22 protein-coding genes are annotated in these 23937 nt (G+C 59.4%); 5 read left to right on the top strand and 17 right to left on the bottom strand.

The window, feature by feature from the left end; translation table 11 throughout:
• Positions 1-8: 8 nt before the first annotated feature.
• From atpD to ACR0DJ_RS01775, 5 genes are all read right to left on the bottom strand, one after another.
• Entirely contained in the window at positions 9-1433 is a 1425-nt protein-coding gene (atpD, locus tag ACR0DJ_RS01795) for a F0F1 ATP synthase subunit beta (protein WP_170346041.1), read from the bottom strand.
• 18 nt (positions 1434-1451) lie between these two features.
• Positions 1452-2330, bottom strand: coding sequence for a F0F1 ATP synthase subunit gamma (locus ACR0DJ_RS01790; protein WP_257599297.1), 879 nt, complete (start codon positions 2328-2330; stop codon positions 1452-1454).
• A gap of 12 nt (positions 2331-2342) precedes the next feature.
• Complete coding sequence (gene atpA, locus ACR0DJ_RS01785; RefSeq protein ID WP_170346039.1) at positions 2343-3881, bottom strand: F0F1 ATP synthase subunit alpha; 1539 nt, start codon at positions 3879-3881, stop codon at positions 2343-2345.
• Positions 3882-4442 carry a F0F1 ATP synthase subunit delta gene (locus ACR0DJ_RS01780; RefSeq protein WP_170346038.1) on the bottom strand — a complete coding sequence of 187 codons (561 nt, stop codon included), beginning with the start codon at positions 4440-4442 and terminating at the stop codon, positions 3882-3884. It lies immediately after the preceding gene.
• Between the two features lie 302 nt (positions 4443-4744).
• Positions 4745-5479, bottom strand: coding sequence for a class I SAM-dependent methyltransferase (locus ACR0DJ_RS01775; RefSeq protein ID WP_152459015.1), 735 nt, complete (start codon positions 5477-5479; stop codon positions 4745-4747).
• 61 nt (positions 5480-5540) lie between these two features.
• Here ACR0DJ_RS01775 and gloB point away from each other — a divergent pair, with 61 nt between their 5' ends.
• From gloB to ACR0DJ_RS01760, 3 genes are all read left to right on the top strand, one after another.
• A complete protein-coding gene (gene gloB, locus ACR0DJ_RS01770) occupies positions 5541-6308 on the top strand; it encodes a hydroxyacylglutathione hydrolase (RefSeq protein ID WP_480683669.1) in 768 nt (255 codons plus the stop codon).
• Positions 6309-6482: 174 nt separating this feature from the next.
• Positions 6483-8807 carry an ATP-dependent Clp protease ATP-binding subunit ClpA gene (gene clpA / locus ACR0DJ_RS01765; RefSeq protein ID WP_425078847.1) on the top strand — a complete coding sequence of 775 codons (2325 nt, stop codon included), beginning with the start codon at positions 6483-6485 and terminating at the stop codon, positions 8805-8807.
• 139 nt (positions 8808-8946) lie between these two features.
• Positions 8947-9834 carry a YHYH protein gene (locus ACR0DJ_RS01760; protein ID WP_480683668.1) on the top strand — a complete coding sequence of 296 codons (888 nt, stop codon included), beginning with the start codon at positions 8947-8949 and terminating at the stop codon, positions 9832-9834.
• 49 nt (positions 9835-9883) lie between these two features.
• Here the strand turns inward: ACR0DJ_RS01760 and ACR0DJ_RS01755 are convergent, their stop codons facing one another.
• The 3 genes from ACR0DJ_RS01755 to ACR0DJ_RS01745 form a co-directional block, all read right to left on the bottom strand.
• The gene (locus tag ACR0DJ_RS01755; protein WP_480683667.1) at positions 9884-11626 is read right to left on the bottom strand and encodes a peptidoglycan -binding protein; all 1743 of its coding nucleotides are present in this window, start codon (positions 11624-11626) and stop codon (positions 9884-9886) included.
• Between the two features lie 3 nt (positions 11627-11629).
• A complete protein-coding gene (locus tag ACR0DJ_RS01750; RefSeq protein WP_480683665.1) occupies positions 11630-12808 on the bottom strand; it encodes a biopolymer transporter ExbB in 1179 nt (392 codons plus the stop codon).
• Between the two features lie 69 nt (positions 12809-12877).
• Entirely contained in the window at positions 12878-13408 is a 531-nt protein-coding gene (locus tag ACR0DJ_RS01745; protein ID WP_480683664.1) for a gamma-glutamylcyclotransferase, read from the bottom strand.
• Positions 13409-13475: 67 nt separating this feature from the next.
• Here ACR0DJ_RS01745 and ACR0DJ_RS01740 point away from each other — a divergent pair, with 67 nt between their 5' ends.
• Positions 13476-14474: a DUF2125 domain-containing protein gene (locus tag ACR0DJ_RS01740; RefSeq protein ID WP_257599303.1), complete on the top strand. Its 999-nt coding sequence runs from the start codon at positions 13476-13478 to the stop codon at positions 14472-14474.
• Here the strand turns inward: ACR0DJ_RS01740 and ACR0DJ_RS01735 are convergent.
• The 4 genes from ACR0DJ_RS01735 to ACR0DJ_RS01720 all read right to left on the bottom strand — a co-directional run bounded on the left by ACR0DJ_RS01735 (position 14471) and on the right by ACR0DJ_RS01720 (position 18783).
• Positions 14471-15304, bottom strand: a complete 834-nt coding sequence (locus ACR0DJ_RS01735; protein ID WP_480619887.1) for an extensin-like domain-containing protein — start codon at positions 15302-15304, stop codon at positions 14471-14473. The two genes, ACR0DJ_RS01740 and ACR0DJ_RS01735, sit on opposite strands and share 4 nt — an antisense overlap.
• Positions 15301-16221, bottom strand: a complete 921-nt coding sequence (locus ACR0DJ_RS01730) for a prephenate/arogenate dehydrogenase family protein (protein ID WP_480683663.1) — start codon at positions 16219-16221, stop codon at positions 15301-15303. Before ACR0DJ_RS01730 ends, ACR0DJ_RS01735 begins: the two co-directional genes overlap by 4 nt.
• Complete coding sequence (gene hisC, locus ACR0DJ_RS01725) at positions 16218-17303, bottom strand: histidinol-phosphate transaminase (RefSeq protein ID WP_480683661.1); 1086 nt, start codon at positions 17301-17303, stop codon at positions 16218-16220. Before hisC ends, ACR0DJ_RS01730 begins: the two co-directional genes overlap by 4 nt.
• Before the next feature lie 64 nt (positions 17304-17367).
• The gene (locus ACR0DJ_RS01720; protein ID WP_170346027.1) at positions 17368-18783 is read right to left on the bottom strand and encodes an aminotransferase class V-fold PLP-dependent enzyme; all 1416 of its coding nucleotides are present in this window, start codon (positions 18781-18783) and stop codon (positions 17368-17370) included.
• A gap of 102 nt (positions 18784-18885) precedes the next feature.
• On the opposite strand from ACR0DJ_RS01720, the gene ACR0DJ_RS01715 reads away from it, so the two are divergent.
• On the top strand, positions 18886-19347 hold the full coding sequence (locus tag ACR0DJ_RS01715; RefSeq protein ID WP_480683660.1) for an Lrp/AsnC family transcriptional regulator: 462 nt from the start codon (positions 18886-18888) through the stop codon (positions 19345-19347).
• 126 nt (positions 19348-19473) lie between these two features.
• Here the strand turns inward: ACR0DJ_RS01715 and rpsD are convergent, their stop codons facing one another.
• From rpsD to ugpE, 5 genes are all read right to left on the bottom strand, one after another.
• Positions 19474-20094 carry a 30S ribosomal protein S4 gene (rpsD, locus tag ACR0DJ_RS01710; protein WP_170346025.1) on the bottom strand — a complete coding sequence of 207 codons (621 nt, stop codon included), beginning with the start codon at positions 20092-20094 and terminating at the stop codon, positions 19474-19476.
• Between the two features lie 241 nt (positions 20095-20335).
• Entirely contained in the window at positions 20336-20656 is a 321-nt protein-coding gene (locus ACR0DJ_RS01705; protein WP_425078856.1) for a hypothetical protein, read from the bottom strand.
• Positions 20657-21080: 424 nt separating this feature from the next.
• Complete coding sequence (locus ACR0DJ_RS01700) at positions 21081-22028, bottom strand: glycerophosphodiester phosphodiesterase family protein (protein WP_425078857.1); 948 nt, start codon at positions 22026-22028, stop codon at positions 21081-21083.
• Positions 22028-23083, bottom strand: a complete 1056-nt coding sequence (locus tag ACR0DJ_RS01695; RefSeq protein ID WP_480683659.1) for a sn-glycerol-3-phosphate import ATP-binding protein UgpC — start codon at positions 23081-23083, stop codon at positions 22028-22030. The genes ACR0DJ_RS01700 and ACR0DJ_RS01695 overlap by 1 nt, the downstream gene beginning before the upstream one ends.
• Positions 23084-23086: 3 nt before the next feature.
• Positions 23087-23923, bottom strand: coding sequence for a sn-glycerol-3-phosphate ABC transporter permease UgpE (gene ugpE / locus ACR0DJ_RS01690; RefSeq protein ID WP_152459916.1), 837 nt, complete (start codon positions 23921-23923; stop codon positions 23087-23089).
• Positions 23924-23937 lie beyond the last annotated feature (14 nt).

Raw genomic sequence — 23937 nt, 5'->3', positions numbered from 1 at the left:
GATACTCCTTAGGCGGCTTCTGCGGCCATCTTTTCCGCTTTGGCGATCACGTCGTCGATACCGCCTACCATCAGGAAGGCCGCTTCGGGCAGGTGATCGTATTCGCCGGCCACAACGGCCTTGAACGACGAGATGGTGACATCCAGAGGAACCTGAACGCCGGGCGAACCGGTGAAGACCTCGGCCACGTCGAACGGCTGCGACAGGAAGCGTTCGATCTTACGGGCACGGGCCACGGTCAGTTTGTCCTCTTCCGACAGTTCGTCCATGCCGAGGATGGCGATGATGTCCTGCAACGACTTGTAGCGCTGGAGGATCTGCTGAACGTCGGTCGCAACCTTGTAGTGCTCTTCACCAACGATGGCCGGGTCGAGCAGACGCGAGGTCGAGTCGAGCGGGTCAACGGCCGGATAGATACCCTTTTCCGAGATCGCGCGGTTGAGAACGGTGGTCGCGTCGAGGTGCGCGAACGAGGTTGCCGGCGCAGGGTCGGTCAGGTCGTCCGCAGGCACGTAAATCGCCTGAACCGAAGTAATCGAGCCCGACTTGGTCGAGGTGATCCGTTCCTGCAAGGCGCCCATGTCGGTGGCCAGCGTCGGCTGGTAGCCCACCGCCGAAGGAATACGACCCAGCAGAGCCGATACCTCGGAACCCGCCTGCGTGAAGCGGAAGATGTTGTCGACGAAGAACAGAACGTCGGTACCGGACTGGTCGCGGAACTGTTCGGCCAGGGTCAGACCGGTCAGAGCAACACGTGCACGCGCACCCGGAGGTTCGTTCATCTGGCCGTACACCAGGGCCACCTGGCTTTCCGACAGATTGTCGGGCTTGATGACGTTCGATTCGATCATCTCGTGGTACAGGTCGTTCCCTTCACGGGTCCGTTCACCAACGCCCGCGAACACCGAGAAGCCCGAGTGCACTTTTGCGATGTTGTTGATCAGTTCCATGATCAGAACGGTCTTGCCCACACCGGCGCCGCCGAACAGGCCGATCTTGCCGCCTTTGGCGTAGGGCGCCAGCAGGTCAACCACCTTGATGCCGGTGACCAGGATTTCCGACTCGGTCGACTGTTCGTCGAACTCGGGCGCGGGCTGGTGGATGGCGCGGGTTTCGGATGCTTCGACCGGGCCTTTTTCGTCGATCGGTTCGCCGACCACGTTCAGGATGCGGCCCAGGGTGGCGTTGCCGACCGGCACCGAGATCGGTGCGCCCGTGTCGGTCACGGCCTCGCCGCGGACCAGACCTTCGGTCGCGTCCATCGCGATGGTGCGGACAGTGTTCTCACCCAGGTGCTGAGCAACTTCCAACACCAGGCGCTTGCCGTTGTTGGTGGTTTCCAGCGCGTTCAGAATTTCAGGCAGCTGATCTTCGAAGTGCACGTCGACGACGGCCCCGATGATCTGTGTGACTTTGCCTTTTGCATTCGCCATGTTTCGTCTCCGGTTTTCTTACAGCGCTTCGGCGCCGGAAATAATTTCAATCAGCTCGTTGGTGATCACGGCCTGACGCGAGCGGTTGAACTGGATCGTCAGCTTGTCGATCATTTCACCCGCGTTGCGTGTCGCGTTGTCCATCGCGGACATCCGTGCACCCTGTTCAGACGCCCCGTTTTCGAGCAGAGCCGAGAAGATCGCAGTCGCAACCCCCTTGGGCAGCAGGTCGGCCAGAATGGCTTCTTCGCTGGGCTCGTAGTCGAAGATGGCACCGCTGTCGTCACCCGCCGCTTCGTCCTCGAACGAGGCGGGGATGATTTGCTGTGCCGTCGGGATCTGGGTCACGACGTTGACGAACTTCGAGTAGAAGATCGTGGCAACGTCGAACTCACCCCCGTCGAAGCGGGACAGGATGTCCTTCGCGATGTCCTGCGCGTTGGTGTACCCCAGACGCTTGACCTCGCTCAGGTCCACATGTCCAACGAACAGATCACCCAAATCACGCTTGAGCGCGTCGCGGCCTTTCTTGCCGACGGTCAAAACCTTGACCGTCTTGCCCTTCAGGCGCAGCTCTTCCGCCTTGGCGCGGGCCAGCTTGGCGATGTTCGCGTTGAAGCCGCCACACAGGCCGCGTTCAGCTGTCATGACAACCAGCAGATGGACATCATCACTGCCCGTACCCCGGAGCAGCTTGGGGGCGCTGTCGCTGCCCCCGACCGAAGCCGCCAGCCCCGCCATCACGGCATTGAACCGTTCGGCATAGGGGCGCGAGGCTTCGGCAGATTCCTGGGCGCGGCGCAGTTTCGCGGCCGCGACCATCTGCATGGCCTTGGTGATCTTGCGGGTCGATTTGACCGACTCGATCCTGTTTTTAAGGTCCTTCAGACTAGGCATCAGAACCTCCTATCAAGCGAAGGTCGCGGCGTATTCGTCGATCGCTGCCTTAAGCTTGTCTGCCGCGTCACCCTTGATCTTGGGATCTTCGTCGGTGATCCACTGAAGCAGGTCAGCATGCTTGCCACGCAGATGCGCCAGCAGGCCGGCCTCGTAGCGGCCCACATCCGAAACGTCGATCTTGTCGAGATAGCCGTTGGTGCCGGCGAAGATCACGCAGACGATTTCCGCGTTGGTCAGCGGCGAATACTGCGGCTGCTTCATCAGCTCGGTCAGGCGTGCACCACGGTTCAGCAGTTGCTGGGTGGCGGCGTCGAGGTCGGAACCAAACTGCGCAAAGGCAGCCATTTCGCGGTACTGAGCCAGCTCCAGCTTGACCGGACCGGCAACCGATTTCATCGCGTTGGTCTGAGCCGACGAACCCACACGCGAAACCGACAGACCGGTGTTCACGGCAGGACGGATGCCCTGATAGAACAGTTCGGTTTCCAGGAAGATCTGGCCGTCGGTAATCGAGATCACGTTGGTCGGAATAAAGGCCGAAACGTCACCACCCTGGGTTTCGATGACCGGCAGAGCGGTCAGCGAGCCCGCGCCGAAATCTTCGTTCAGCTTCGCCGAACGTTCCAGCAGACGCGAGTGGAGGTAGAAAACGTCACCCGGGTACGCTTCACGGCCCGGCGGGCGGCGCAGCAGCAGCGACATCTGACGATACGAAACAGCCTGTTTCGACAGGTCATCATAGATGATCAGCGCGTGGCGGCCATTGTCGCGGAAGTATTCCGCCATCGCAGTCGCGGCGTAGGGTGCCAGGAACTGCATCGGTGCCGGGTCCGAAGCGGTCGCAGCAACGACGATCGAGTATTCGATGGCACCGGATTCTTCCAGTTTTTTCACCAGCTGCGCAACGGTCGAACGCTTTTGACCGATCGCTACGTAAACGCAGTACAGTTTCTTCGACTCGTCGTCGCCGGCTGCGTCGTTATAGCTTTTCTGGTTCAGGATGGTGTCCAGAGCAACGGCGGTTTTACCGGTCTGACGGTCACCAATGATCAGCTCACGCTGGCCACGGCCGATCGGGATCATCGCGTCAACCGATTTCAGGCCGGTTGCCATCGGCTCGTGAACCGATTTACGCGGGATGATGCCGGGGGCTTTTACGTCTGCAACGCCACGCTTGGTTGCGTTGATCGGGCCTTTGCCGTCCAGCGGGTTGCCCAGACCGTCCACAACGCGGCCCAGCAGCTCGTCGCCGATCGGAACGTCCACGATCGAGTTGGTGCGCTTGACGGTGTCACCTTCTTTGATGTCACGGTCGGAACCGAAGATAACGACACCGACGTTGTCGCTTTCCAGGTTCAGCGCCATGCCCATGATGCCGCCGGGAAATTCGACCATCTCACCGGCTTGCACATTGTCCAGACCGTATACACGGGCAATCCCGTCACCGACGCTCAGCACGCGACCGATCTCGGCCACTTCGGCTTCCTGACCAAAATTCTTGATCTGGTCCTTCAGGATTGCAGAAATCTCTGCAGCTTGGATTCCCATTTATCCGACCTCTTTCATTGCATTCTGTAGGGAGTTCAGCTTCGAACGGATCGAACTGTCGATCATCTTCGAGCCCACTTTAACGACAAGACCGCCGATGAGGCTTTCATCCACGGTCGCATTGATTGTCACCGTCTTGCCCACGCGCTCGGACAGTGTCTTGGACAGTTTTTCCATCTGGGTCTTGGTCAGCGCCTTGGCCGAGGCGACCTCGGCGGTCACTTCGCCGCGCTCTTCGGCCAGCATGTCGCGCAGAACCTTCAGCAATTGCGGCAAGACGAACAGGCGACGCTTCTGCGCCATCAGACCCAGTGTGTTGCGCAGGATGGGGTTCAGACCCATCTTGTCTGCGATCGCAGTGATCGCGCCTTCCTGTTCAGCGCGGGACACCAGCGGCGAGGCGATCAGGTCGCGCAGCTCTGCACTGTCGTCCAGCGCTGCTGCCAGATCATTGATGCCGGATTCCAGACCTGCAAGGTCGTTGTTCTCTTTTGCGATCTCGAAGATCGCGGTGGCATAGCGCTCGGCGATGCCAGTGGAAATCGAAGCTGGTTCGGACACGTCCACCCTTCCGATATTTTGGGCCCCGAATTCGCGTGCGGCAGCTACCCCGGGGGCGTGAAGAAACCCCGTCCTTGAAGGGCGGGGATCAAAATCACCGGGGATGTAGCAGAGCCGAACCAACCAAGCAATACGCTATAGCGGTAACAGAATTATCCACAAATTGTTATTTTTCATGAACTTACGGCAAGTGCGACGGTTTGAACACATTGGCCCAGTTGAAAAATGTTACGAATATGCAGGTTTTTGCGATTCCTGTGACTTTTTTTCCTCTGTTTTTCACATGGAATTGCCCGGGTTTGTCAGGCGGGCTTCAGCAAGCCGTCAAGCGCCTTGATCGGCTTTTTGACCGCATCCTTGGTCACGCTGCCGCTTGGCGGGCGGATATGTTTGCTGACTTCGACCATCAGCACCCCACCCGCCATCACCGTCGGAATCCGCTGGCCGGTCTTTTCGATCAGATTGCCGGATTTCAACCAGAAACGCCGGAATGACGGAGGCATGTACAAGGCCGAGCAATGCACCTCGGGCAGAAAGTGATGCGCCTTGAGCTGGTTTTCCAACTGAGTTGCAGAGTACGGACGTCCAAACCCGAACGGGGTCTTGTCCGACCGTGACCACAGGCCCGCCCGGTTGGGTACGATGAAGACGGCCCGGCCACCGGGGCCCAGCACGCGCCAGCATTCGTCAAGCAACTGGTTTGGCCGTTCCGACGTTTCCAGCCCATGCATCACCACAAGCTTGTCCACGTGGCCGGTCTCGATCGGCCAGAGGGTTTCTTCGGTCAGGACCGAAACGTTGGGCATGCCTGCCGGCCATGGCATCACGCCCTGTGGTCCCGGCATCAGCCCGATGACCCGGCGCGCATCCGACAGGTAGGGGCGCAGCAAAGGGACCGCGAAACCGAATCCCGCCACTGTCTGGCCCTTTGCTTCGGGCCAAAGCTCGATCAGACGCCCGCGAATAGCCGCCTGCGCCGCACGCCCCAGTGTGCTGCGGTAATAGAAGTTCCTCAGATCCTGTACATCAAGATGCATTGCGGACATCCGGTCAATCGGCTTAGCTGGGCGCAGTCTAGCAATGAAAGGGCAAAAAGCCATGCCTCTTGAAATCGTTACAATCCCGTGCCTGAGCGACAATTACGCCTTTCTGGCGCATGACGCCGTCACTGGCCAGACCGCCCTGATCGACGCACCCGAGGCCGGACCGATCCTGAAAGCGCTGGATGACAGGGGGTGGTCACTGTCACATGTTCTGTTGACCCATCATCACTGGGATCACGTGGACGGGCTGGCGGAAATATTGGCCAAACAGCCGGCAAAGGTCATCGGGGCCGCTGCTGACGCAAATCGCCTGCCGCCGCTGGATCAGCAGGTCACCGAGGGGGACAGTTTCGAGATAGGCGGCGAACCGGTTCAGGTTCTGGACGTTTCCGGGCATACGGATGGCCATATCGCTTTCTACATGCCGCAGAGTTCTGCCGTGTTCACCGCCGACAGCCTGATGGCGCTGGGTTGTGGACGCCTGTTCGAGGGCACGCCCGCACAAATGTGGGCCTCTCTGAGCAAGCTGGCCGCCCTGCCGGACGACACTTTGGTCTGTTCAGGGCATGAATATACACAATCCAACGCCAAATTCGCGATTACTGTCGATCCCGAAAACCAAGCCTTGAAAGATCGCATGGCGGATATCGACCGCGCGCGTGCCGCCGGGAAAGCCACTGTTCCTTCCATTCTGGCCCTTGAAAAGGCCACAAATCCGTTCCTGAGGGCCGCCGATCCGGCGATTCAGGCGAAATTGGGTATGGTCGGCGCTGACCCCAAGGCCGTTTTTGCCGAAATCCGGGCTAGAAAAGACCGGTTCTGATGCCTATTTCCCCCTCTTCACGGCCACGGTCACAACAAATGTGACTGTCAAGTGAAAGAAAACCCTTGAAGCCGCGCCACGATCAACCAAACTCTAATAGTATGAGGACATGGTTGAGATGGGGTTCCGGCCGAAAGCCCGCCCCTTTCTGACCCAAGACAGAGGAGCACCCGCGTGCCTTCATTCTCGAGCACATTGGAACAAGCCATCCACGCGGCCTTGGCGGCTGCGAATGAACGGCGCCATGAATTCGCAACGCTGGAGCATTTGCTGCTGGCCCTTCTGGAAGAACCCGATGCCGTGCGCGTCATGAAAGCGTGCAGTGTTGATCTGGAGGAGTTGCGCAGCACTTTGGTGGAGTTCATCGACGAGGACCTTTCGAATCTGGTCACCGATATCGACGGATCCGAAGCCGTACCCACCGCAGCGTTCCAGCGCGTCATTCAGCGCGCGGCGATCCACGTTCAAAGCTCGGGCCGGACCGAAGTGACCGGCGCCAACGTACTGGTTGCCATATTCGCCGAACGCGAAAGCAATGCCGCCTATTTTCTGCAAGAGCAGGACATGACCCGTTACGACGCGGTCAATTTCATCGCGCATGGTGTCGCCAAAGATCCGGCCTATGGCGAAAGCCGCTCGGTATCCGGTGCGGATCAGGTGGAAGAAGACGCCCAGACCACATCCGGTGAAGCCGAACAGAAAGAAAGCGCGCTTGGAAAATACTGCGTGGATCTGAACGCCAAGGCTCGAGCTGGCGATGTCGATCCGCTGATCGGACGCTCGGACGAGGTGGAACGCTGCATCCAGGTGCTGTGCCGCCGCCGCAAGAACAACCCGCTGCTGGTGGGGGATCCGGGTGTGGGCAAGACCGCCATCGCAGAAGGCCTTGCGCACAAGATCGTCGGTGGCGAGGCCCCCGATGTGCTGGCCAACACCACGATCTATTCGCTGGACATGGGCGCGCTGCTGGCCGGAACCCGCTATCGCGGTGATTTCGAAGAACGTCTGAAAGCGGTTGTGACCGAGTTGGAGGATCACCCGGACGCGGTGTTGTTCATCGACGAGATTCATACCGTGATCGGTGCCGGGGCGACCTCGGGCGGGGCTATGGATGCCTCGAACCTGCTGAAGCCTGCGCTTCAGGGCGGCAAGCTGCGCACCATGGGCTCGACCACCTACAAGGAGTTCCGTCAACACTTCGAAAAGGACCGCGCGCTGAGCCGCCGTTTCCAGAAGATCGACGTGAACGAACCTTCGGTGGAAGACAGCGTAAAGATCTTGCGCGGGCTGAAGCCCTATTTCGAAGAGCATCATGACATCAAATACACCGCCGATGCCATCAAGACGGCGGTGGAGCTGTCGGCGCGTTACATCAACGACCGCAAACTGCCCGACAAGGCCATTGATGTGATCGACGAGGCCGGCGCGGCGCAGCATCTGGTCGCGGAAAGCAAGCGGCGCAAAACCATTGGTGTCAAAGAAATCGAGGCGGTTGTCGCCAAGATCGCGCGTATCCCGCCCAAGAACGTCACCAAGGATGATGCGTTGGTGCTGAAAGACCTCGAAGCCTCGCTGAAACGGGTGGTGTTTGGTCAGGATCTGGCCATCGAGGCGCTGTCCAGCGCGATCAAACTGGCCCGTGCCGGTCTGCGCGAACCTGAGAAACCCATCGGCAACTACCTGTTCGCTGGTCCTACCGGGGTCGGGAAAACCGAGGTGGCGAAACAGCTGGCGGATACGCTGGGTGTGGAGCTTTTGCGGTTCGACATGTCGGAATACATGGAGAAGCACGCGGTCAGCCGCCTGATCGGTGCCCCTCCGGGCTATGTCGGGTTCGATCAGGGTGGTTTGCTGACCGACGGTGTCGACCAGCATCCGCATTGCGTGTTGTTGCTGGACGAGATCGAAAAAGCGCATCCGGACGTGTTCAACATCCTGTTGCAGGTGATGGACCATGGCGAGTTGACCGATCACAACGGTCGCACGGTGAACTTCCGCAATGTGGTTCTGATCATGACGTCGAACGCCGGCGCGCAAGAGCAGGCCAAAGCCGCCATCGGTTTCGGGCGCGATCGGCGCGAAGGCGAAGACACGGCCGCGATCGAGCGCATGTTCACACCGGAATTCCGCAACCGTCTGGACGCCGTGATCTCCTTCGCACCGCTGCCGAAAGAGGTCATTTTGCAGGTGGTCGAGAAATTCGTCCTACAGCTTGAGGCGCAACTGCTGGATCGCGGCGTGAGCATCGATCTGACGCCCAAAGCTGCCGAGTGGCTAGCCGACAAGGGATATGACGACAAGATGGGTGCACGCCCGCTGGGACGTGTCATTCAGGAACATATCAAGAAGCCTCTGGCCGAGGAGTTGCTTTTCGGCAAACTGGCCAAGGGCGGTGTGGTTCGTGTCTCGGTCAAGAAGGGCGAACTGGATCTTGAAATTCTTGGGCCGGACCAACGGCGCATTTCAGGAGACAAGCCACCTCTGTTGACGGCAGACTGACCGGAGAACAGACAATTCCTTCAAAGCCCGGCGATCACCATCGCCGGGCTTTTTCTCTGTCGGCAGCATGAAATGCGACGGAACCAGGCTTCTGCTACGTGTCATCTTCAATGATGAACACAAAAACAGGGATCGGCACGTGAGCAAAATTTCAATCCTCTGGGGCGCCGCCTTTGCCCTTTCTGCCGCGGCCGCGGTGGCAACCGCACAGCACAGGTTTCGCTATCACGACGAAACGACCGCAGAACCGCTGAGGTTGGTGCCCGCAACCGAAAACCCCGGAGATAACAGCGCCTCGGTGAAACAGAAAGGCGGAAAAATCAAAGTGACGGGCAATGGCATTCCTGATCATCTGGTTGGCCTGTTTCCAAACCGAGGCAATCCGCACCAGATCGAACAGCAGAAGGTCAGGTTGAAATTGCCTGCACAGCCCGCAGCCGAAGGCGCAGTCACGCCGCTGCAAATGGGGTGGAACTTTGGCGTGTCGCTCAATGGGGTTGTGTTTGACCCGCTGGCGGCCGAGTTCTGGCATGGCGACCCCCGCTCCGGGTGGTCCTACGATGCGTTGGGAGGTGGCATTTCTTTAGGGCTGGATGCCAACTATGCCCATGTACAGCCGAACGGAAAGTACCACTATCACGGTGTACCGACAGGGTTGGTCAAACGTCTGGGATGGTCACCGTCCGAGCACTCACCGTTGATCGGCTACGCCGCAGATGGCTTCCCCATCTATGCTGTGACCGGTGTTGTTGAGGGCAAAGTGACTGAAATGACGTCGTCCTATCGTCTGAAATCCGGTCGCCGCCCCGGTGGCAATGCACCGGACGGGCGGCATGACGGCACCTTCAACGAGGATTACGTTTTTGTTCAGGGTCACGGCAAGTTGGACCAATGCAACGGCGCCTTTACCGTTTCAGCAGAATACCCGTCAGGAACCTATGCGTATTTTCTGACCGAGGATTACCCGGTGGTGCCCCGATGCTTCATGGGCACACCAGATCAGAGCTTTCGCTTCGGCAGACGGTAATCGGTTTGGCCCCGTCACGCGGATTGCGCAGCCAAGAGTAAGGGTTTTGCTATCTTTCCGTGAGTTTCAGCTCGATCCGGCGGTTCTGTGCCCGCGCCTCGGGCGTGTCAGCCGGGTTGACGGGCTGGAACTCTCCAAAACCGTTCGCAGACAGACGGTTGGGTGGAATGCCCAACGCGTCGACCATATAGCGCACAACAGACAACGCGCGACCCTGGCTGAGTTCCCAGTTGTCCCGGTATCGGCCCGAACCGGCCAGCGGAACGTTGTCGGTATGGCCGTCGACCCGGATCACCCAGTTCAGGCCGGGCGGAATTTCGGCGGCGACACTGCGCAGGATGTCGGCAACTTTCGCAACCTCCTGCCGCCCTTCCGCGGACAGCACGGCTGATCCTGTCGGAAACAAAACCTCGGACGAAAAGACAAAGCGGTCGCCTTCAATCCGCACGCCTTCCTGATCGCCAAGGACATCCCGAAGACGTCCGAAAAACTCCGAACGATAGCGTTGCAGATCTTCCGCCTGCGCTGCCAGTTCCTCATTCTGACCGGCCAGGGCTTCGGCCTCGGCCTCGAGACGCAGGCGTTCGGCTTCTTCCAGCAGTCGGCGGCGGCGTTCTTCCGAAGCGGCACGGGCCAGCGCGGCATTCAGGTCCTGCCCCAAAGTCTGGATTTGGATCTCGGCGGCCTCGTTGCGCTCTTCGAAATCGTCCAGCAGGGCCTGCAATGACCCCAACTGCCCGCGCAGGGCGGCAATCTGCTGGTTCAGCAGGGCCGCCTCACGCTGGGCCTCGGCAGAGATTTCTTTCTCCTCCGACAAGGTCGACTCGGCCAGTGCCAGCAAGGCCTGCCTTTGTTCGGCCAGAGTGCGTTGCTCATCTGCATCCGCCTGCGCTTGCGTTTGCGCCTCCAGAGCGGCTTCAAGCTGGGCGCGCAATTCCTCAGGGCTCACGTCGCCGAATTGCCGCTCAAGCTCAGCCCGCGCGGCTTGCGCGGCGGCCAGAAGGGTCAGCGTGTCTTCGGCCTCCTTGCGTTGTGCCTCCAACGCGAGCGTCATGGCCGTCAGCTCGGCATCTGCATCCTGAAGTCGGTTTCGCAATGCCTCAGCAGCAGCAGCTTCGGCCAGACGGGAGGCTTCCTCATCGCTCAGTTGCTGTTCAAGGGCCGTGATTTCCGCCGCGCGTTCCTTGCCGCTTTGCTCGAGATCCGCAACCATTGCTTCCAGCGCCTCGCGGCGGGCGGCTGCCAAACGGGCCGCTTCGGTCTGTGCATCGATTTCGTCGCGACTTTGTGCAAGGGCAAGGTTCAGCGCCTCTTGTTCCGTCAGCAATTGCGCGCGCTCGGTCTCAAGCGCCGCAATGTCGCCCAAAGCCTGTTCCTGTTCGGCAAGCAGCGCCGCAACCTGTGCTTCGAAATTCGTGATACGGGTCTGCGCCTGATCCAGCGCGGCGGCCTGACGGTCGCGTTCGGTGGTCAGTGAGGCGATCAGCGACTGCGCTTGCGCCAGATCGTCTTCGGCCTGCGACAGCGTCGTGTTCAACGCGCCCAGCCTTGCCTGCAAGCGGCTGTTTTCACGCTCTTCCAAACCCAGCGCGCCCGCAAGCGCTGCAACCTCGTCTGCCAGTGTCGTCAGTTCGTCTTCCTGCCCCGAGATGGTTTCGCGCAACACGAACTGAATCACCATGAAGATGGTCAGAACGAAAGTCAGCACCATCAACAGCCCCGTCATCGCGTCCACGAATCCGGGCCAGACCGAGCCCTGAAAGCGTTGACCGGTGCGGCGGGACAGCGCCATGGGCTACTCTCCTTCCGGCGTGGTGCGCACCGCACCCCGCGGCAGAGTCAGGGCCTTGACCAGCAGTTCGATATCCTTGCGGAATTCGTTCATGCTTTCCTGCCGACCCGCCGAAATCTCTTCGAGAATGCGCAGCAGTTGCACATCCATCGAGCGCAGGCGCATCCGGCTTTCGGCGTCGATGCCATCGCCTGCACCGTGTTCGCGCATGTGGTCAAGCAACGCATCCTGCCCCAGCGCGACACGCTCCAGAGCAGACGTGACGCTTTCGGTATTGGCCTGACGATTGTTCATCTCGGCAATCACATCGACCAGTTGCCCCAGCTTGGCCGAAACCTCAGCCCGCTCACTTTCCTGAGCGGCGAACAGATCCTGCAATGCATCCATCTGTTCGGACATGGCATCCAGCACAGGTGTCAGTACAGCGATCTCTGCCCCGCCCTCTTCGCCGCTGGAAAATCCAACGCGGGTGATCGAGGACAGCCATTCTTCGAGCTCGCGATAGAAGCGGTTCTGCCCGTGCCCGGCAAACACTTCGAGCAGACCAACAATCAGCGATCCCGCCAGACCCAGCAGAGACGACCCGAACGCAACACCCATCCCCTGCAACTGCGCCTCGAGCCCCGTCATCAGACGATTGAAGACGGCCAGCCCCTCTTCGCCTTCCTGCGGGTTCAGGCTGCGGATTGTGTCGACAATGGCTGGAACGGTTGTCGCCAGGCCGAAGAATGTACCCAGCAGACCCAGATAGATCAGAACGTTGGTTATGTAACGCGTGATTTCCCGTTCTTCTTCGACACGCTCGGCCACGGAATCCAGAATGGACCGGGTAGAGGTGGAGCTGATCTGTGAGCGCGCGCCTCGCTCGCGCAGCAGCGATGCCAAAGGCGCCAGCAACTGTGGTGTGCGCGCATCTTCGCGAACAACACCACCGACAAAGGCCTCGATCCAGCGCACGGACCCGATCAGCTGCGTAACCTGATAAAAACAGGCGAAGACGCCGATAAAGAACACAATCAGGATGAAGCCATTCAGATACGGATTGGCATAAAAAACCGGCAAAACGTATGGAAGCGCCAGAAACACCCCCAGCCCGGACAGGCCGATCGCCATCAACATCAACAGAATTTGTCGAATTGGATGCGAGAAATGGGGTCTCGCGCCCTGATGTGCCTGCGCCATGCGCGTGGTTCCCGATTTTTGCCTGCTTTGCGTCGAATCTAGCGGGATTCCGCGCGTGACGCCAAGAGTTTATGCGGTGATATCGCGGACCCGTTGCGCCAACCACTCAAGATCGTGATCACGCAGGCCGATCTCGGCCAGATGTTCGGCAGTATTATAGAGGTATTCGTCATTCGGCCCACGCCCGCCGACCGCATGTGCGATGATCCGGGCCTGTTCCTCCAACGGCATCCCGCCGCAATACTGGACGTGGTCGGCATCGATCACATAGGTCACGGCATTTACGACGCCTCCGCTTTCCAGATGCACGTCCAACATACGTTCGACATAGGCCGAGGAAATCAGCTCGCGCTCGCGCAGCTCGTGCAGCGTACGGTCTTCGTGCCCCGCCTCGACCGCAAGGGCCAAACCGGTGCAACTTGCGTTCGCCTGTTCGTCCAGTGCCAGCACCAGGCCGGGTTTTTCTTCGGTCCCGCGGTGGTGGATCGAGCTCATGCAGAAGGACCGGGAATAACCATGAAGTGTCGCGCGTTCACTGCGCGCCACCGGAAAGCCCGGATTCCACAGCAGCGATCCATATCCGAATACCCACATCGTCATTGCACTGGTCCTTGCCTGTTTCGGCCTATAAACATCAATTCCAAGGCGGAAAAAAGGGCCATTTCGGATGCGTCTGATACGAGTGTTGATTTTTGTTACCCTTGCGTGGAGCGCGTATTGGTTCGTGGCCGGGTATGGCCTGCGCTCTGCGATCACTGGCTGGTTCGACCAGCAGGAGGCACGCGGCTGGCAGGCGGATTTCTCGGATGTCGCAACGGCCGGGTATCCAACCCACCACATGACCCGTCTGAACAATCCGGCACTGGCGGATCCGGTAAATGGCACGGCGTGGAGCGCGGACTGGATCGAATTCAAAAGCCCGGCCATCTGGCCCGGTCGTCAGGTATTGCGCTTCGCTGACACACCGCAACGCCTGTCATACTTCGACCAGACATCAACAATTGTGGCTGACGAATTGCTTGCCGAGCTGCAATTGCAGCCGGGCGTCTCGCTCGTGCTGGAAAAAATGGCTTTGACGGCCGGGGCCTGGTCGGTGACGGAAAGCTCCACCACGCTGGCCTCGGGTGACACGCTAAGCCTGATCATGGAACAAACGCCAGTTTCGGAAGCCTATGCCATCACCGCCCGCGCGGATGGGTTCACACCGGGGGAAAGGCTGCGGGCAGTGATGCATTCCGCAAGTTCCTTGCCACAAAGCTTTGAAACGCTGGAACTGGAGATGGTCACCACCTTCGACAAGGTTTGGAGCCGGTCCGCCCTCGAAGACGGCCGTCCGCAGCCCGTGGCCATCGACCTGCGTCTGGTCGAAATCAAATGGGGTGAGTTGCGCCTGTTCGCGACCGGCGATCTGGACGTGGACGCCCAGGGTATTCCGACCGGAGAAATCGCCGTCAAAGCCGAAAACTGGCGCGACATGATCGCCATGGCGAACGCGGCGGGCGCCCTGCCCGATCAGGCCGTAGATCCCGTCACCCGAGGGCTGAACTTTCTGGCAGGGCTGGGCGGCAACCCCAACGCGCTGGATCTGCAACTGAATTTTCGCGATGGTTTCGTGGCGCTCGGGCCATTGCCTTTGGGCCCCGCCCCGCGCCTGATCCTGCGTTAACGGCAGTAAGGTCCGCTGCGGTAGCGGGCCGTATCAAGGTGGAAATGATCCTTGTGATAACGATCTGAATTTGGCCCCAGCACGGTGCCGAACGGACCGCACGCTCCGCGCCAGATTTTCTTGAGCTGTTTCTGAGACGGGTTCTTGCGCCACCCGTTCAGGACGGTCACCACCTCACCGTCGGCCATTTTGAAACCTGAGATATCGATCGCACGCCCCTTGCCGTGTTCGGATATCCGCGCGCCTTTGCGGTTGTTGCGGGTTCGGCAGGCATAATGGGCGGCGATTTGCAATTCGACCACGGGCCCGCGGCGTTTGAAGGTGGGTTTGACGGTCTTGTCGACCCACTTGTTCAACGCAATGGCGGTGCCACAATCCATAGTCGAGGGACGGCTGAGCGTCACACCCGAAACCGAGGTGATCTGCACCGCGTCCTTGACACCGCAGGCTGAATTCTTGCTGCCCACGCGGCCAACAGGCTTGCCCTGAATGGCAATATCCCCGCAAACAGACCCTTTGCGCAGCTTGCGCCTTTTGAACAACACCTGCTGTTCGACGGACTCCGGTCGCAAATAAGGCATCAAGGACGTGTCCGGCCCCAGAAGTGGCAGTTCCGACGGGCGCGCCGCCGCGGCGGTGACTTGCGGGGAAACCGGGCGCGAAACCGGACGCAGGTTGGCAGTGTCAGAGGGGGCAGGCGTGCTGACAGCCTTCTGAACAAGCGAGGGACGCATGAGAGGCACCAAAGACTGGTCAAGGGGCGCCGCCTGAACTGGCGCGGCACCCAAAGCCACGACCCCGATCAGAATATGCCCCCAGCGCAGTCTCATGAACTTGCCTTTCCCCGCCCAAAGTCCGGTGCATCCGTATCCTGCCCGGCATCGATGATACCGCGACGAATAGCACGGGTGCGGGTGAAGTAGTCAAATAGATGATCACCGTCCCCGGTACGGATGGCGCGTTGCAGGGCAAAAAGCTCTTCGGTGAACCGGCCCAGGATTTCCAGCGTCGCATCCTTGTTGGACAGGAACACATCCCGCCACATGGTCGGGTCGGACGCGGCAATCCGGGTGAAGTCCCGGAAACCGGCAGCCGAATACTTGATGACCTCGCTGTCGGTTACCCGTCGCAGATCGTCGGCTACGCCGACCATCGTGTAGGCGATCAGGTGCGGCGCATGGGACGTCACGGCAAGGACCAGATCATGGTGATCCGCATCCATCTCATCGACATTCGACCCCATGCCCTCCCAAAGCGCGCGCAGGCGGGCAATGGCATCCGGGTCCGAACCCTCGACCGGGACCAACAGACACCAGCGATTGTCAAACAGCTCGGCAAACCCGGATTCAGGGCCGGAATGCTCGGTCCCAGCCAAGGGGTGCGCGGGTATGAAGTGCACGCCGTCGGGGATGTGCGGTTGCACCGCCCGAATGACGCCCCGCTTGACCGAACCCACATCCGAAACGGTGGCGCCGGGTTTCAGCACGGGTGCGATCTCTTTTGCAACTGCGCCCATAGCCCCTACAGGCACACACAGGACGACAAGATCGGCACCTTCGACCGCATCGCGTGCCGTGTCGCAAACACGGTCGCACAATCCAATCCTGCGTGCCGTTTCTCGGGTTTCCTCGGACCGGGCATAACCCGTCACTTCCCCGGCCAGCCCTGCACGTTTCATCGCCCAGAACATGGACGAAGCAATCAGGCCCAGCCCGATCAGCGCAACGCGGTCGTAAATCTGGCTCATGCTGCGCCCTCTTTGAATGCAGTGATCGCCGCAACCACACGGCGGCAGGCTTCTTCGTCGCCCACGGTGATCCGCAAGGCGTTCGGCAGGTTGTAGCCTGCAACCCGGCGGACAATCAAACCCTGCGTTTTCAGGTAGTCGTCGCAGGCCTCGGCTTCGGCCTGATCGGCAAAACGTGCAAGGATGAAGTTGGTACAGGACGGGTCCGAAGGCACGCCTGTCTTGGCCAATTGATCGGCCAGCCACACGCGAAGCCGCGCGTTTTCGGCCTGACAGAAGGTCAGGAATTCCACATCGTTTACCGCAGCTTCGGCCGCCGCCAATGCGGTCAGCGACAGGTTGAACGGCTGGCGCACCCGGTTCAGCACGTCGATGATCGGTTGATGCGCATAGCCCCAGCCGACACGCATACCGCCCAGCCCGTACACTTTTGAAAAGGTGCGCGTCATGATCACATTCTCATGGGCGTCAACCAGCGACGCCCCACCATCGAACCCCTCGACAAATTCCGCATAAGCGCCGTCCAGAACCATCAGGCAAGTATCGGGCAGACCCAGCGCCAGACGTTCCAGTTCGTCGTTCGAGATCATGGTCGAGGTTGGATTGCCGGGGTTGGTGACAAACACGATCCGCGTCTGCCCCGTCACCGCGGCAAGAATGGCATCCACATCCACCTTGCGGTCACGCTCGGCCACCATGACCGGCGTCGCACCGGCCATACGGGCGATGATCGGGTACATGGAAAACCCGTGCTCGGTATAGATCACCTCGTCCCCCGGCCCCGCATAGGCCTGAGCGACGAACTGCAATACCTCGTCGCTGCCGACACCGCAGATGATCCGCGCCGGGTCCAGCCCATGGCGTGCGCCGATGGCCGCGCGCAGGCTCGCGTGGTCGGTGCTGGGATAACGATGCAGAGTGGCCGCGCTGTCGCGCACCGCCTCTATGGCCCTGGGGCTGGGTCCGAACGGGTTCTCGTTCGAGCTCAGCTTGATCACATGCTCCACTCCCGCCACATGCGACTGGCCGCCCTGATACAGCGCGATGTCCATAATGCCGGGTTGTGGGGTGATCTTGGTCATGAGAGGCTCCGTTCAATGGGCCTCTCATACCTGTCTCAAAGGGTTGAGAAAAGCGGCAATTCCCTCATGCGGCCTTGAAGCGCGCTGTTGCCGGGTCAGCGTTGTAGTAAGGCGTGAATTCTTCGGTCCGGTGCGACAGGTCATTGACGCTGTCGATGATGAACTGAACCGTTTCCTCACTCATCAGATATGAGAAATTCAGGCGCACCCAGCCGGGTTTTTTCATTTCTTCCCCTGCGGACAAGGCAGCGTGCAGCGCCTCGGACGTTGCCTGATCGATCCCCAGCAAGCGGTGGGCATAGGGTCCGGCACAGGCACAGCCGCCCCGCGCCTGAATACCGTAGATATCGCTGAGCATCCGGGTGAACAGCTGCTGATGCACGGGCCGACCCGCATTGTCGCGCACCAGGAAGGAAAAGATCGGCAGCCGATGCGCGCTCTCGACCCCAAGCAGGGTCAGGTTCGGGTTGTTCTTCCAGCCGTCCAGCGCCATTTGATTGTACTGCGCCTCGCGCCGGGCGATTTCGTCCGTTCCGACGACATCCTTGACGATGAAGGCCAGCGCCGCACGAATGTCTCCGATCACGTTGGGTGTCCCGGCCTCTTCGCGAGTGGACAGATCGGCACTGTAGTCATGCCGCCACGGTGATACGAAGCTGACGGTTCCACCACCCGGCCAGCTGGGACAGGTCCGTTTCACGGCAGTTTGGTTCACAACCAAAACACCTGACGCGCCCGGGCCACCGGGAAACTTGTGCGGCGAAACCACGATCGCATCCTTGCGGGCATCTTCGGGTCCCATGTCCATCGGCAGGTAAGGCCCGCCACCGGCATAGTCCCAAACGGCCAAAGCACCATACGCCTTCAGCATCCGTGTGACCGGATCGGGATCGGTGATAATACCTGTTACGTTGGACGCGGCAGAAAACGATCCGACCACCAAATCGGCATCCGCATGGGCCTCGAGCGCGGTTTTCAGCGCATGCAGGTCCACACCACCGCCCTCGGCTTCGGGGATTTCGACGACACGTGCTTTGCTTTCGCGCCACGGCAGAATATTCGAATGATGCTCATATGGACCGATCAAGACAATCGGCTGGTCAGCCTCTGCCACCCCTAGCAGGCTGACCAGCCGATTGAGCCCCGCAGTGGCGCCAGACCCGGTAAAGATCACCGCGTCCTCTTCCCGAGCACCAACAATGCGGGCTATTTCCGCCCGCGCTTCGCGGCGCAGACGTGTCATGTAGGATCCGCAGTAGGAGGCCTCGGTGTGACTGTTTGCGTAAAACGGCAAAACGTCCTGCGCCACAAAATCCTCGACCTGCCGCAATGCGCGGCCCGAAGCGACGTAATCCGCATAGACAAGCGGCACGTCTCCATGCAGACCCGGGATCAGAACATTCTCGCCGATCAGCCCATCGCGCAGATTTGAATTGTGAGTGGTGGAACAGAGTTCCGCACGAAATTTGGACAGGGTCATTGCATTGGCTCCTTACTGCCCTACCAATGTGATATTTTTGAACCGCGAAAACTTCACCTATCTTTGCGTAGATTTTTAAGATTTCGTGTCATATGATCCGTTATGACATCAAAATTAGATCAAATTGACACGCGCATTCTGAAAGAACTGCAAAAGGACGCCACCCTGTCGCAGCGCGAATTGGCGGATCGTGTAGGACTTTCTCAAAACGCTTGCTGGCGGCGCTTGAAGGCCCTGAACGAAAACGGTGTGCTGATCGGGTCCACGGCCCGCATCGCACGTGAGAAACTGGGGTTGAGCCTTGTCGTCTTTGTCATGCTCCGCACACGACACCACTCCGCCGAGTGGCTTCAGGCGTTTCGGAGCCATGTTCTGACGATCCCGGAAGTCGTGGATTTTCATCGGATCGGAGGCGATTACGACTATCAGCTGAAAGTCGTAACGCAGGACATGTCGTCATATGACAAGGTCTATCAACGATTGATCGAGAAGGTCGAGTTGGACAGCGTGACCTCGTATTTCGCGATGGAAGCGATCGCCGAAGGCAGACCCCTGCCGATCTGACCCGCACGTCATCTGGCCAACAACCCTCACGGAAAGCGCGGGCTGTCGCGATGGCGGCAGAGGCCTCATCAAACAAAAAAGACCGCGCAAAAAGCGCGGCCTTTCGGAATTCGGTTGCTGCGAAGATCAGTTCTTCGCGTAGAATTCGACAACCAGGTTCGGTTCCATCATGACCGGGTACGGCACATCGCCCAGCGACGGAGTGCGCACGAAAGTCGCGGTCATCTTCGAGTGGTCGGCGTCGATGTAGTCAGGAACGTCGCGCTCGGCCAGCGCGGCGGCTTCCAGGACAACAGCCAGTTGCTTGGACTTGTCGCGCACCTCGATCACGTCGCCTTCTTTGACGCGGTAGGACGGGATGTTGACCCGCTTGCCGTTCACTTTGACGTGGCCGTGGTTCACGAACTGGCGCGCGGCAAAGACGGTTGCGACGAACTTGGCGCGGTAAACCACAGCGTCCAGACGGCGCTCCAGCAGGCCGATCAGGTTCTCACCGGTGTCGCCCTTCACACGCTCGGCTTCGGCGTAGATACGGCGGAACTGCTTCTCGGTCAGGTCGCCGTAGTAGCCTTTCAGCTTCTGCTTGGCACGCAGTTGCAGACCGAAGTCCGACAGTTTGCCCTTGCGGCGCTGGCCATGCTGGCCGGGGCCATATTCACGACGGTTGACCGGGGATTTCGGACGACCCCAGATGTTTTCGCCCATCCGGCGGTCGATTTTGTACTTGGCAGACGTGCGTTTGGTCACGGCTGATCTCCTTCGTTAGGTCGAAGCCCTGACGGGCCACTATGAAGGGCGTTGTCCTCTTGAGGTCTCCCCCATGACAGGCATCCCCTTGCGGGGGCCACCAACACCAATGAAGCCGCGCTTATATCCGCGATGCCGGCGGAGTCAACACAGCATTCCGCAAAGTTCAGAAAAAACGATCGGGGCAGACAGCCAGCGGACCGGGCATCGCGCCGAAACCGTCTGGCGGCGCCTTGAAATCTTAGTTTGAGGTCGGGAAAGAAACGACCGTCGCGCCGCCTTTCGCGGCCGGGCTCGGGATCATCGCAAGCTCGGTCACTTCGACAATCCAGAACTCTTCATCCCGTGGCGGGCAAGCGCCTTCGAACACGAGAGTCCGCGACGTATCGTTGCCATCGCCAACAATCCTGGCAGTGAATGTCTGCGCACCGTTGGTAAGGGCAAGGGTTCCGGTCACATCGCCCGAAATCTCACGGACAATTGGAAACTGGCTGTTCACGTGGGTCGCAACGCCCCCCACATTTCCGATTTTTCCGATGCTTTGCTCGGCAGTCTCACTCATGACGATTGCTTGTCCACGCCATGACCATGCTGCTCCGACCGCCATGCAGGAAAGGGGCGCATCTTCAAGCCCGTCAATTTCCGTCTGACACCAGGAAATAGCTATTTGACCGTTTGTTCCGGCTCTCATCCGCCCACTCGCACTTACCAGCACCCCAACACTCAATTTTCTCCTTATCAGCACAAATTCCGGCGGAAAAGAGACAGAACTGTAGCAATCACAAGAATGTTGTTAATGTGACTCAATATTGCCGCCACCCGTCAGGGGTGACGGCCCGTCGATGACGGTTGTGACCAGCGATGGCCGAAACCAATGCCCCAAAAACACGCGAGTCCTGAGCGTCAACGGGGCTGAAGGGCCTTTGTTTGAGGCAATTTCAAATTGGCAGAAGAAATTCACCCACGTCGCCCCGGGGACGCCGGGATCACCGGTGCCCTGCGCGCCAACCGAAGCCTGACTCCGATAGTTGTCTTTGAACCCGCCCGGGATAGTCGGATACGATTGCATCCACGCCCAGATCGATCATCCTGCCGATATCTTCATGTTCATTGACGGTCCACACGACGACGCACAGGCCCAGTTCTTTTGCGCGCGTGACGTTTTCGGGCGTTACATCCGCAAAATACGGGCACCAAAGCGAACCACCGGCCTGCTTTACCAAGTCTGGTATTTCGTCGCGACGACCACGAAAGTCGGGACAAACGGATTTTGAGGAATCCTCGCCAACATCGTCGGCATTTTCCGGAAGTTGCGTCAGGTAGGATGAAGGCATATCCGAAGCTTGCCTCTGACATTCCGCCAACAGATTCCAATCGAAACTGTGCAGCACCGCGCGCGAAGACAAACCCTTGCCGCGAACGTCCCGAAGTACTCTCCGGACAAAGTTCTCTCGGTAAAGCGCATCATGGGCCAGGTCGGGGTCCGACTTCAGCTCGAGCATCAGATGGGCATCACTGTGTTTCGGGTCATCGACCAAATCGAGCAGATCCAACAGCTTTGGCACATGGACGTCGTCCATTTGCGCCTGATCCGGGAAGCGTTGGCCATAGGCGGATTGCCCGTCCAGACGCCCGATATCGAATTGTCGGATCTGTTCGTAAGTCAGCGAGGATACTTTCGGCTCTTCCCCGGTCAGGAACACACCATTGCTATCGCGGAAACTGGCCGAATGCAGGCGATGATTGTGCGTAATCACCGGCACATCATCGGCCGTCAGGACAACGTCAAACTCAAGAAGCGGGACGCCGATGGAAAGTGAAAAGTCGAAGCCGACCATGCTGTTTTCAGGCAACACGCCCCGTGCCCCCCGATGCCCCACTACCCGGATCAGGTTTTCGCCGCCGCGAAAGGCCTCAACCTGCTGAAACGCCATCAGCCTTCCAGCCTTCTGCCTGTCGCGTGGTCAAACAAATGCATGTTCTCCGGTGCCACCGAGAACCGCATAACAGGATGGCGTCCTTCGATCGGGTGGACACCGGGAAGGCTTGCGGTGATCGTGCTTTCAGAGCCCGACAGGTGACCGTGCAGCAACGTGTTGGCCCCAAGCGGTTCAGCCATCTGAATCGCGGCTTCAAGCGGGCCATTGTCATCCAACAACAGGTGCTCTGGTCTTATGCCAAGCTTCACGGCGCTGTCTGCGCCCCCGGAGGGTCCGACTTCGATCTCTCCGATCTTGATCGCCCCGTTTTCGCGCCGTGCTTCAAAAATGTTCATCGCCGGGCTGCCGATGAACTGCGCGGCGAACAGCGTTTGCGGGGTTTCATAGACTTCCAGCGGCGTGCCGATCTGCTCGGCGATGCCGCCATTCATCACGATCATCCTGTCCGCCATCGTCATTGCTTCGACCTGATCATGCGTGACGTAAAGCGCCGTGATCCCAAGTTTCTCCTGAAGTTCGCGTATTTCCAGACGCATCTGAACACGAAGCTTGGCGTCGAGGTTCGAGAGCGGCTCATCAAACAGGAATACAGCGGGCTCGCGGACAATGGCCCGGCCCATCGCAACCCTTTGGCGCTGACCGCCGGACAACTGCCTGGGTTTGCGATCCAGCAAAGGTTCAAGCTGCAACAGCTTCGCCGCCTGGGTCACCTTTTGATCGATCTGAGCCTTGGGCAACCCGGCGATCCTCAGGCCATATCCCATGTTCTGACGCACGGACATGTGCGGATAAAGCGCGTAGTTCTGGAACACCATGGCGATGTCGCGATCCATGGGCTCTTTGTCATTGGCGCGTTCACCGCCGATCCGGATTTCGCCGGACGTGATCGTTTCCAGCCCCGCCACCATCCGCAACAATGTGGACTTGCCGCAGCCTGACGGGCCGACGATCACGATGAACTCTCCATCGGCAATATCGACATCGACACCGTGGATCACATCCGTCGGGCCAAAGCTCTTTTTGACATTCTCTAAGGTAACTGTTGCCATTTCTTACTTCTCGCTATCGACAAGGCCACGGACAAAGAGCTTTTGCATCGACACCACCACGATGACCGGCGGGATCATCGCCAGAATGGACGTCGCCATGATCGTCGGCCAATGTGCAAAGTCGTCACCGGACGGAAACATCTGTTTGATACCCATCACGATGGTATTCATCTCGGGATCGGTCGTGATCAGCAGCGGCCAAAGGTACTGGTTCCAGCCATAGATGAACAGGATCACGAACAGTGCGGCGATGTTGGTCCGGCTCATCGGCACCACGATATCGATGAAGAACCGCATCGGTCGCGCGCCGTCGACCCGGGCGGCCTCGGCCAGTTCATCGGGTATGGTCAGAAAGAACTGACGGAACAGGAAGGTTGCCGTTGCCGAGGCGATCAGGGGAAAGATCAGCCCGTAATAGCTGTTGAGCATACCGAACCCGGCGACAACTTCGAACGTCGGAACGATGCGGACTTCGACCGGCAGCATCAGGGTCAGGAAGATCAGCCAGAAGAACGTCGTTCGTCCGGGAAAGCGGAAATAGACGATCGCGAAAGCCGACAGCAGAGAGATGATGATTTTGCCGACTGCAATTCCGATTGCCATCACCAGACTGTTGAACAGCATCGTGGCCACGGGCACATTTACCCCCGAGAAAAGCGCCGCCTTGTAGTTCACCCAGAACTGATCGCCGGGCACGACTGGCATCGGCGGTGAGACGATCTCGGCCTGGGTCACGGTCGAAGCCACGAAGGCAAGCCATATCGGGAAGAATATGATCAGGACACCGAGGATCATCAAAGCATGGGACAACCAGATGCCCGCGCCGCGTTTTTCGACCATTCCGTGTTGTTGGG

Source organism: Ruegeria sp. BF10, assembly GCF_056538725.1.
The sequence above is the reverse complement of the archived record's forward strand: the minus strand, read 5'-3'. Positions and strand labels throughout refer to the sequence as shown.

Excerpts from the sequence above, each read along its gene's own strand:
- atpD (WP_170346041.1), bottom strand. The coding sequence starts at position 1,433 with ATGGCGAATGCAAAAGGCAAAGTCACACAGATCATCGGGGCCGTCGTC.
- ACR0DJ_RS01790 (WP_257599297.1), bottom strand. The coding sequence starts at position 2,330 with ATGCCTAGTCTGAAGGACCTTAAAAACAGGATCGAGTCGGTCAAATCG.
- atpA (WP_170346039.1), bottom strand. The coding sequence starts at position 3,881 with ATGGGAATCCAAGCTGCAGAGATTTCTGCAATCCTGAAGGACCAGATC.
- ACR0DJ_RS01775 (WP_152459015.1), bottom strand. The coding sequence starts at position 5,479 with ATGCATCTTGATGTACAGGATCTGAGGAACTTCTATTACCGCAGCACA.
- gloB (WP_480683669.1), top strand. The coding sequence starts at position 5,541 with ATGCCTCTTGAAATCGTTACAATCCCGTGCCTGAGCGACAATTACGCC.
- ACR0DJ_RS01755 (WP_480683667.1), bottom strand. The coding sequence starts at position 11,626 with ATGGCGCTGTCCCGCCGCACCGGTCAACGCTTTCAGGGCTCGGTCTGG.
- ACR0DJ_RS01750 (WP_480683665.1), bottom strand. The coding sequence starts at position 12,808 with ATGGCGCAGGCACATCAGGGCGCGAGACCCCATTTCTCGCATCCAATT.
- ACR0DJ_RS01745 (WP_480683664.1), bottom strand. The coding sequence starts at position 13,408 with ATGACGATGTGGGTATTCGGATATGGATCGCTGCTGTGGAATCCGGGC.
- ACR0DJ_RS01740 (WP_257599303.1), top strand. The coding sequence starts at position 13,476 with ATGCGTCTGATACGAGTGTTGATTTTTGTTACCCTTGCGTGGAGCGCG.
- ACR0DJ_RS01735 (WP_480619887.1), bottom strand. The coding sequence starts at position 15,304 with ATGAGACTGCGCTGGGGGCATATTCTGATCGGGGTCGTGGCTTTGGGT.
- ACR0DJ_RS01730 (WP_480683663.1), bottom strand. The coding sequence starts at position 16,221 with ATGAGCCAGATTTACGACCGCGTTGCGCTGATCGGGCTGGGCCTGATT.
- hisC (WP_480683661.1), bottom strand. The coding sequence starts at position 17,303 with ATGACCAAGATCACCCCACAACCCGGCATTATGGACATCGCGCTGTAT.
- ACR0DJ_RS01720 (WP_170346027.1), bottom strand. The coding sequence starts at position 18,783 with ATGACCCTGTCCAAATTTCGTGCGGAACTCTGTTCCACCACTCACAAT.
- ACR0DJ_RS01715 (WP_480683660.1), top strand. The coding sequence starts at position 18,886 with ATGACATCAAAATTAGATCAAATTGACACGCGCATTCTGAAAGAACTG.
- ACR0DJ_RS01705 (WP_425078856.1), bottom strand. The coding sequence starts at position 20,656 with ATGAGTGAGACTGCCGAGCAAAGCATCGGAAAAATCGGAAATGTGGGG.
- ACR0DJ_RS01700 (WP_425078857.1), bottom strand. The coding sequence starts at position 22,028 with ATGGCGTTTCAGCAGGTTGAGGCCTTTCGCGGCGGCGAAAACCTGATC.
- ACR0DJ_RS01695 (WP_480683659.1), bottom strand. The coding sequence starts at position 23,083 with ATGGCAACAGTTACCTTAGAGAATGTCAAAAAGAGCTTTGGCCCGACG.
- ugpE (WP_152459916.1), bottom strand. The coding sequence starts at position 23,923 with ATGGTCGAAAAACGCGGCGCGGGCATCTGGTTGTCCCATGCTTTGATG.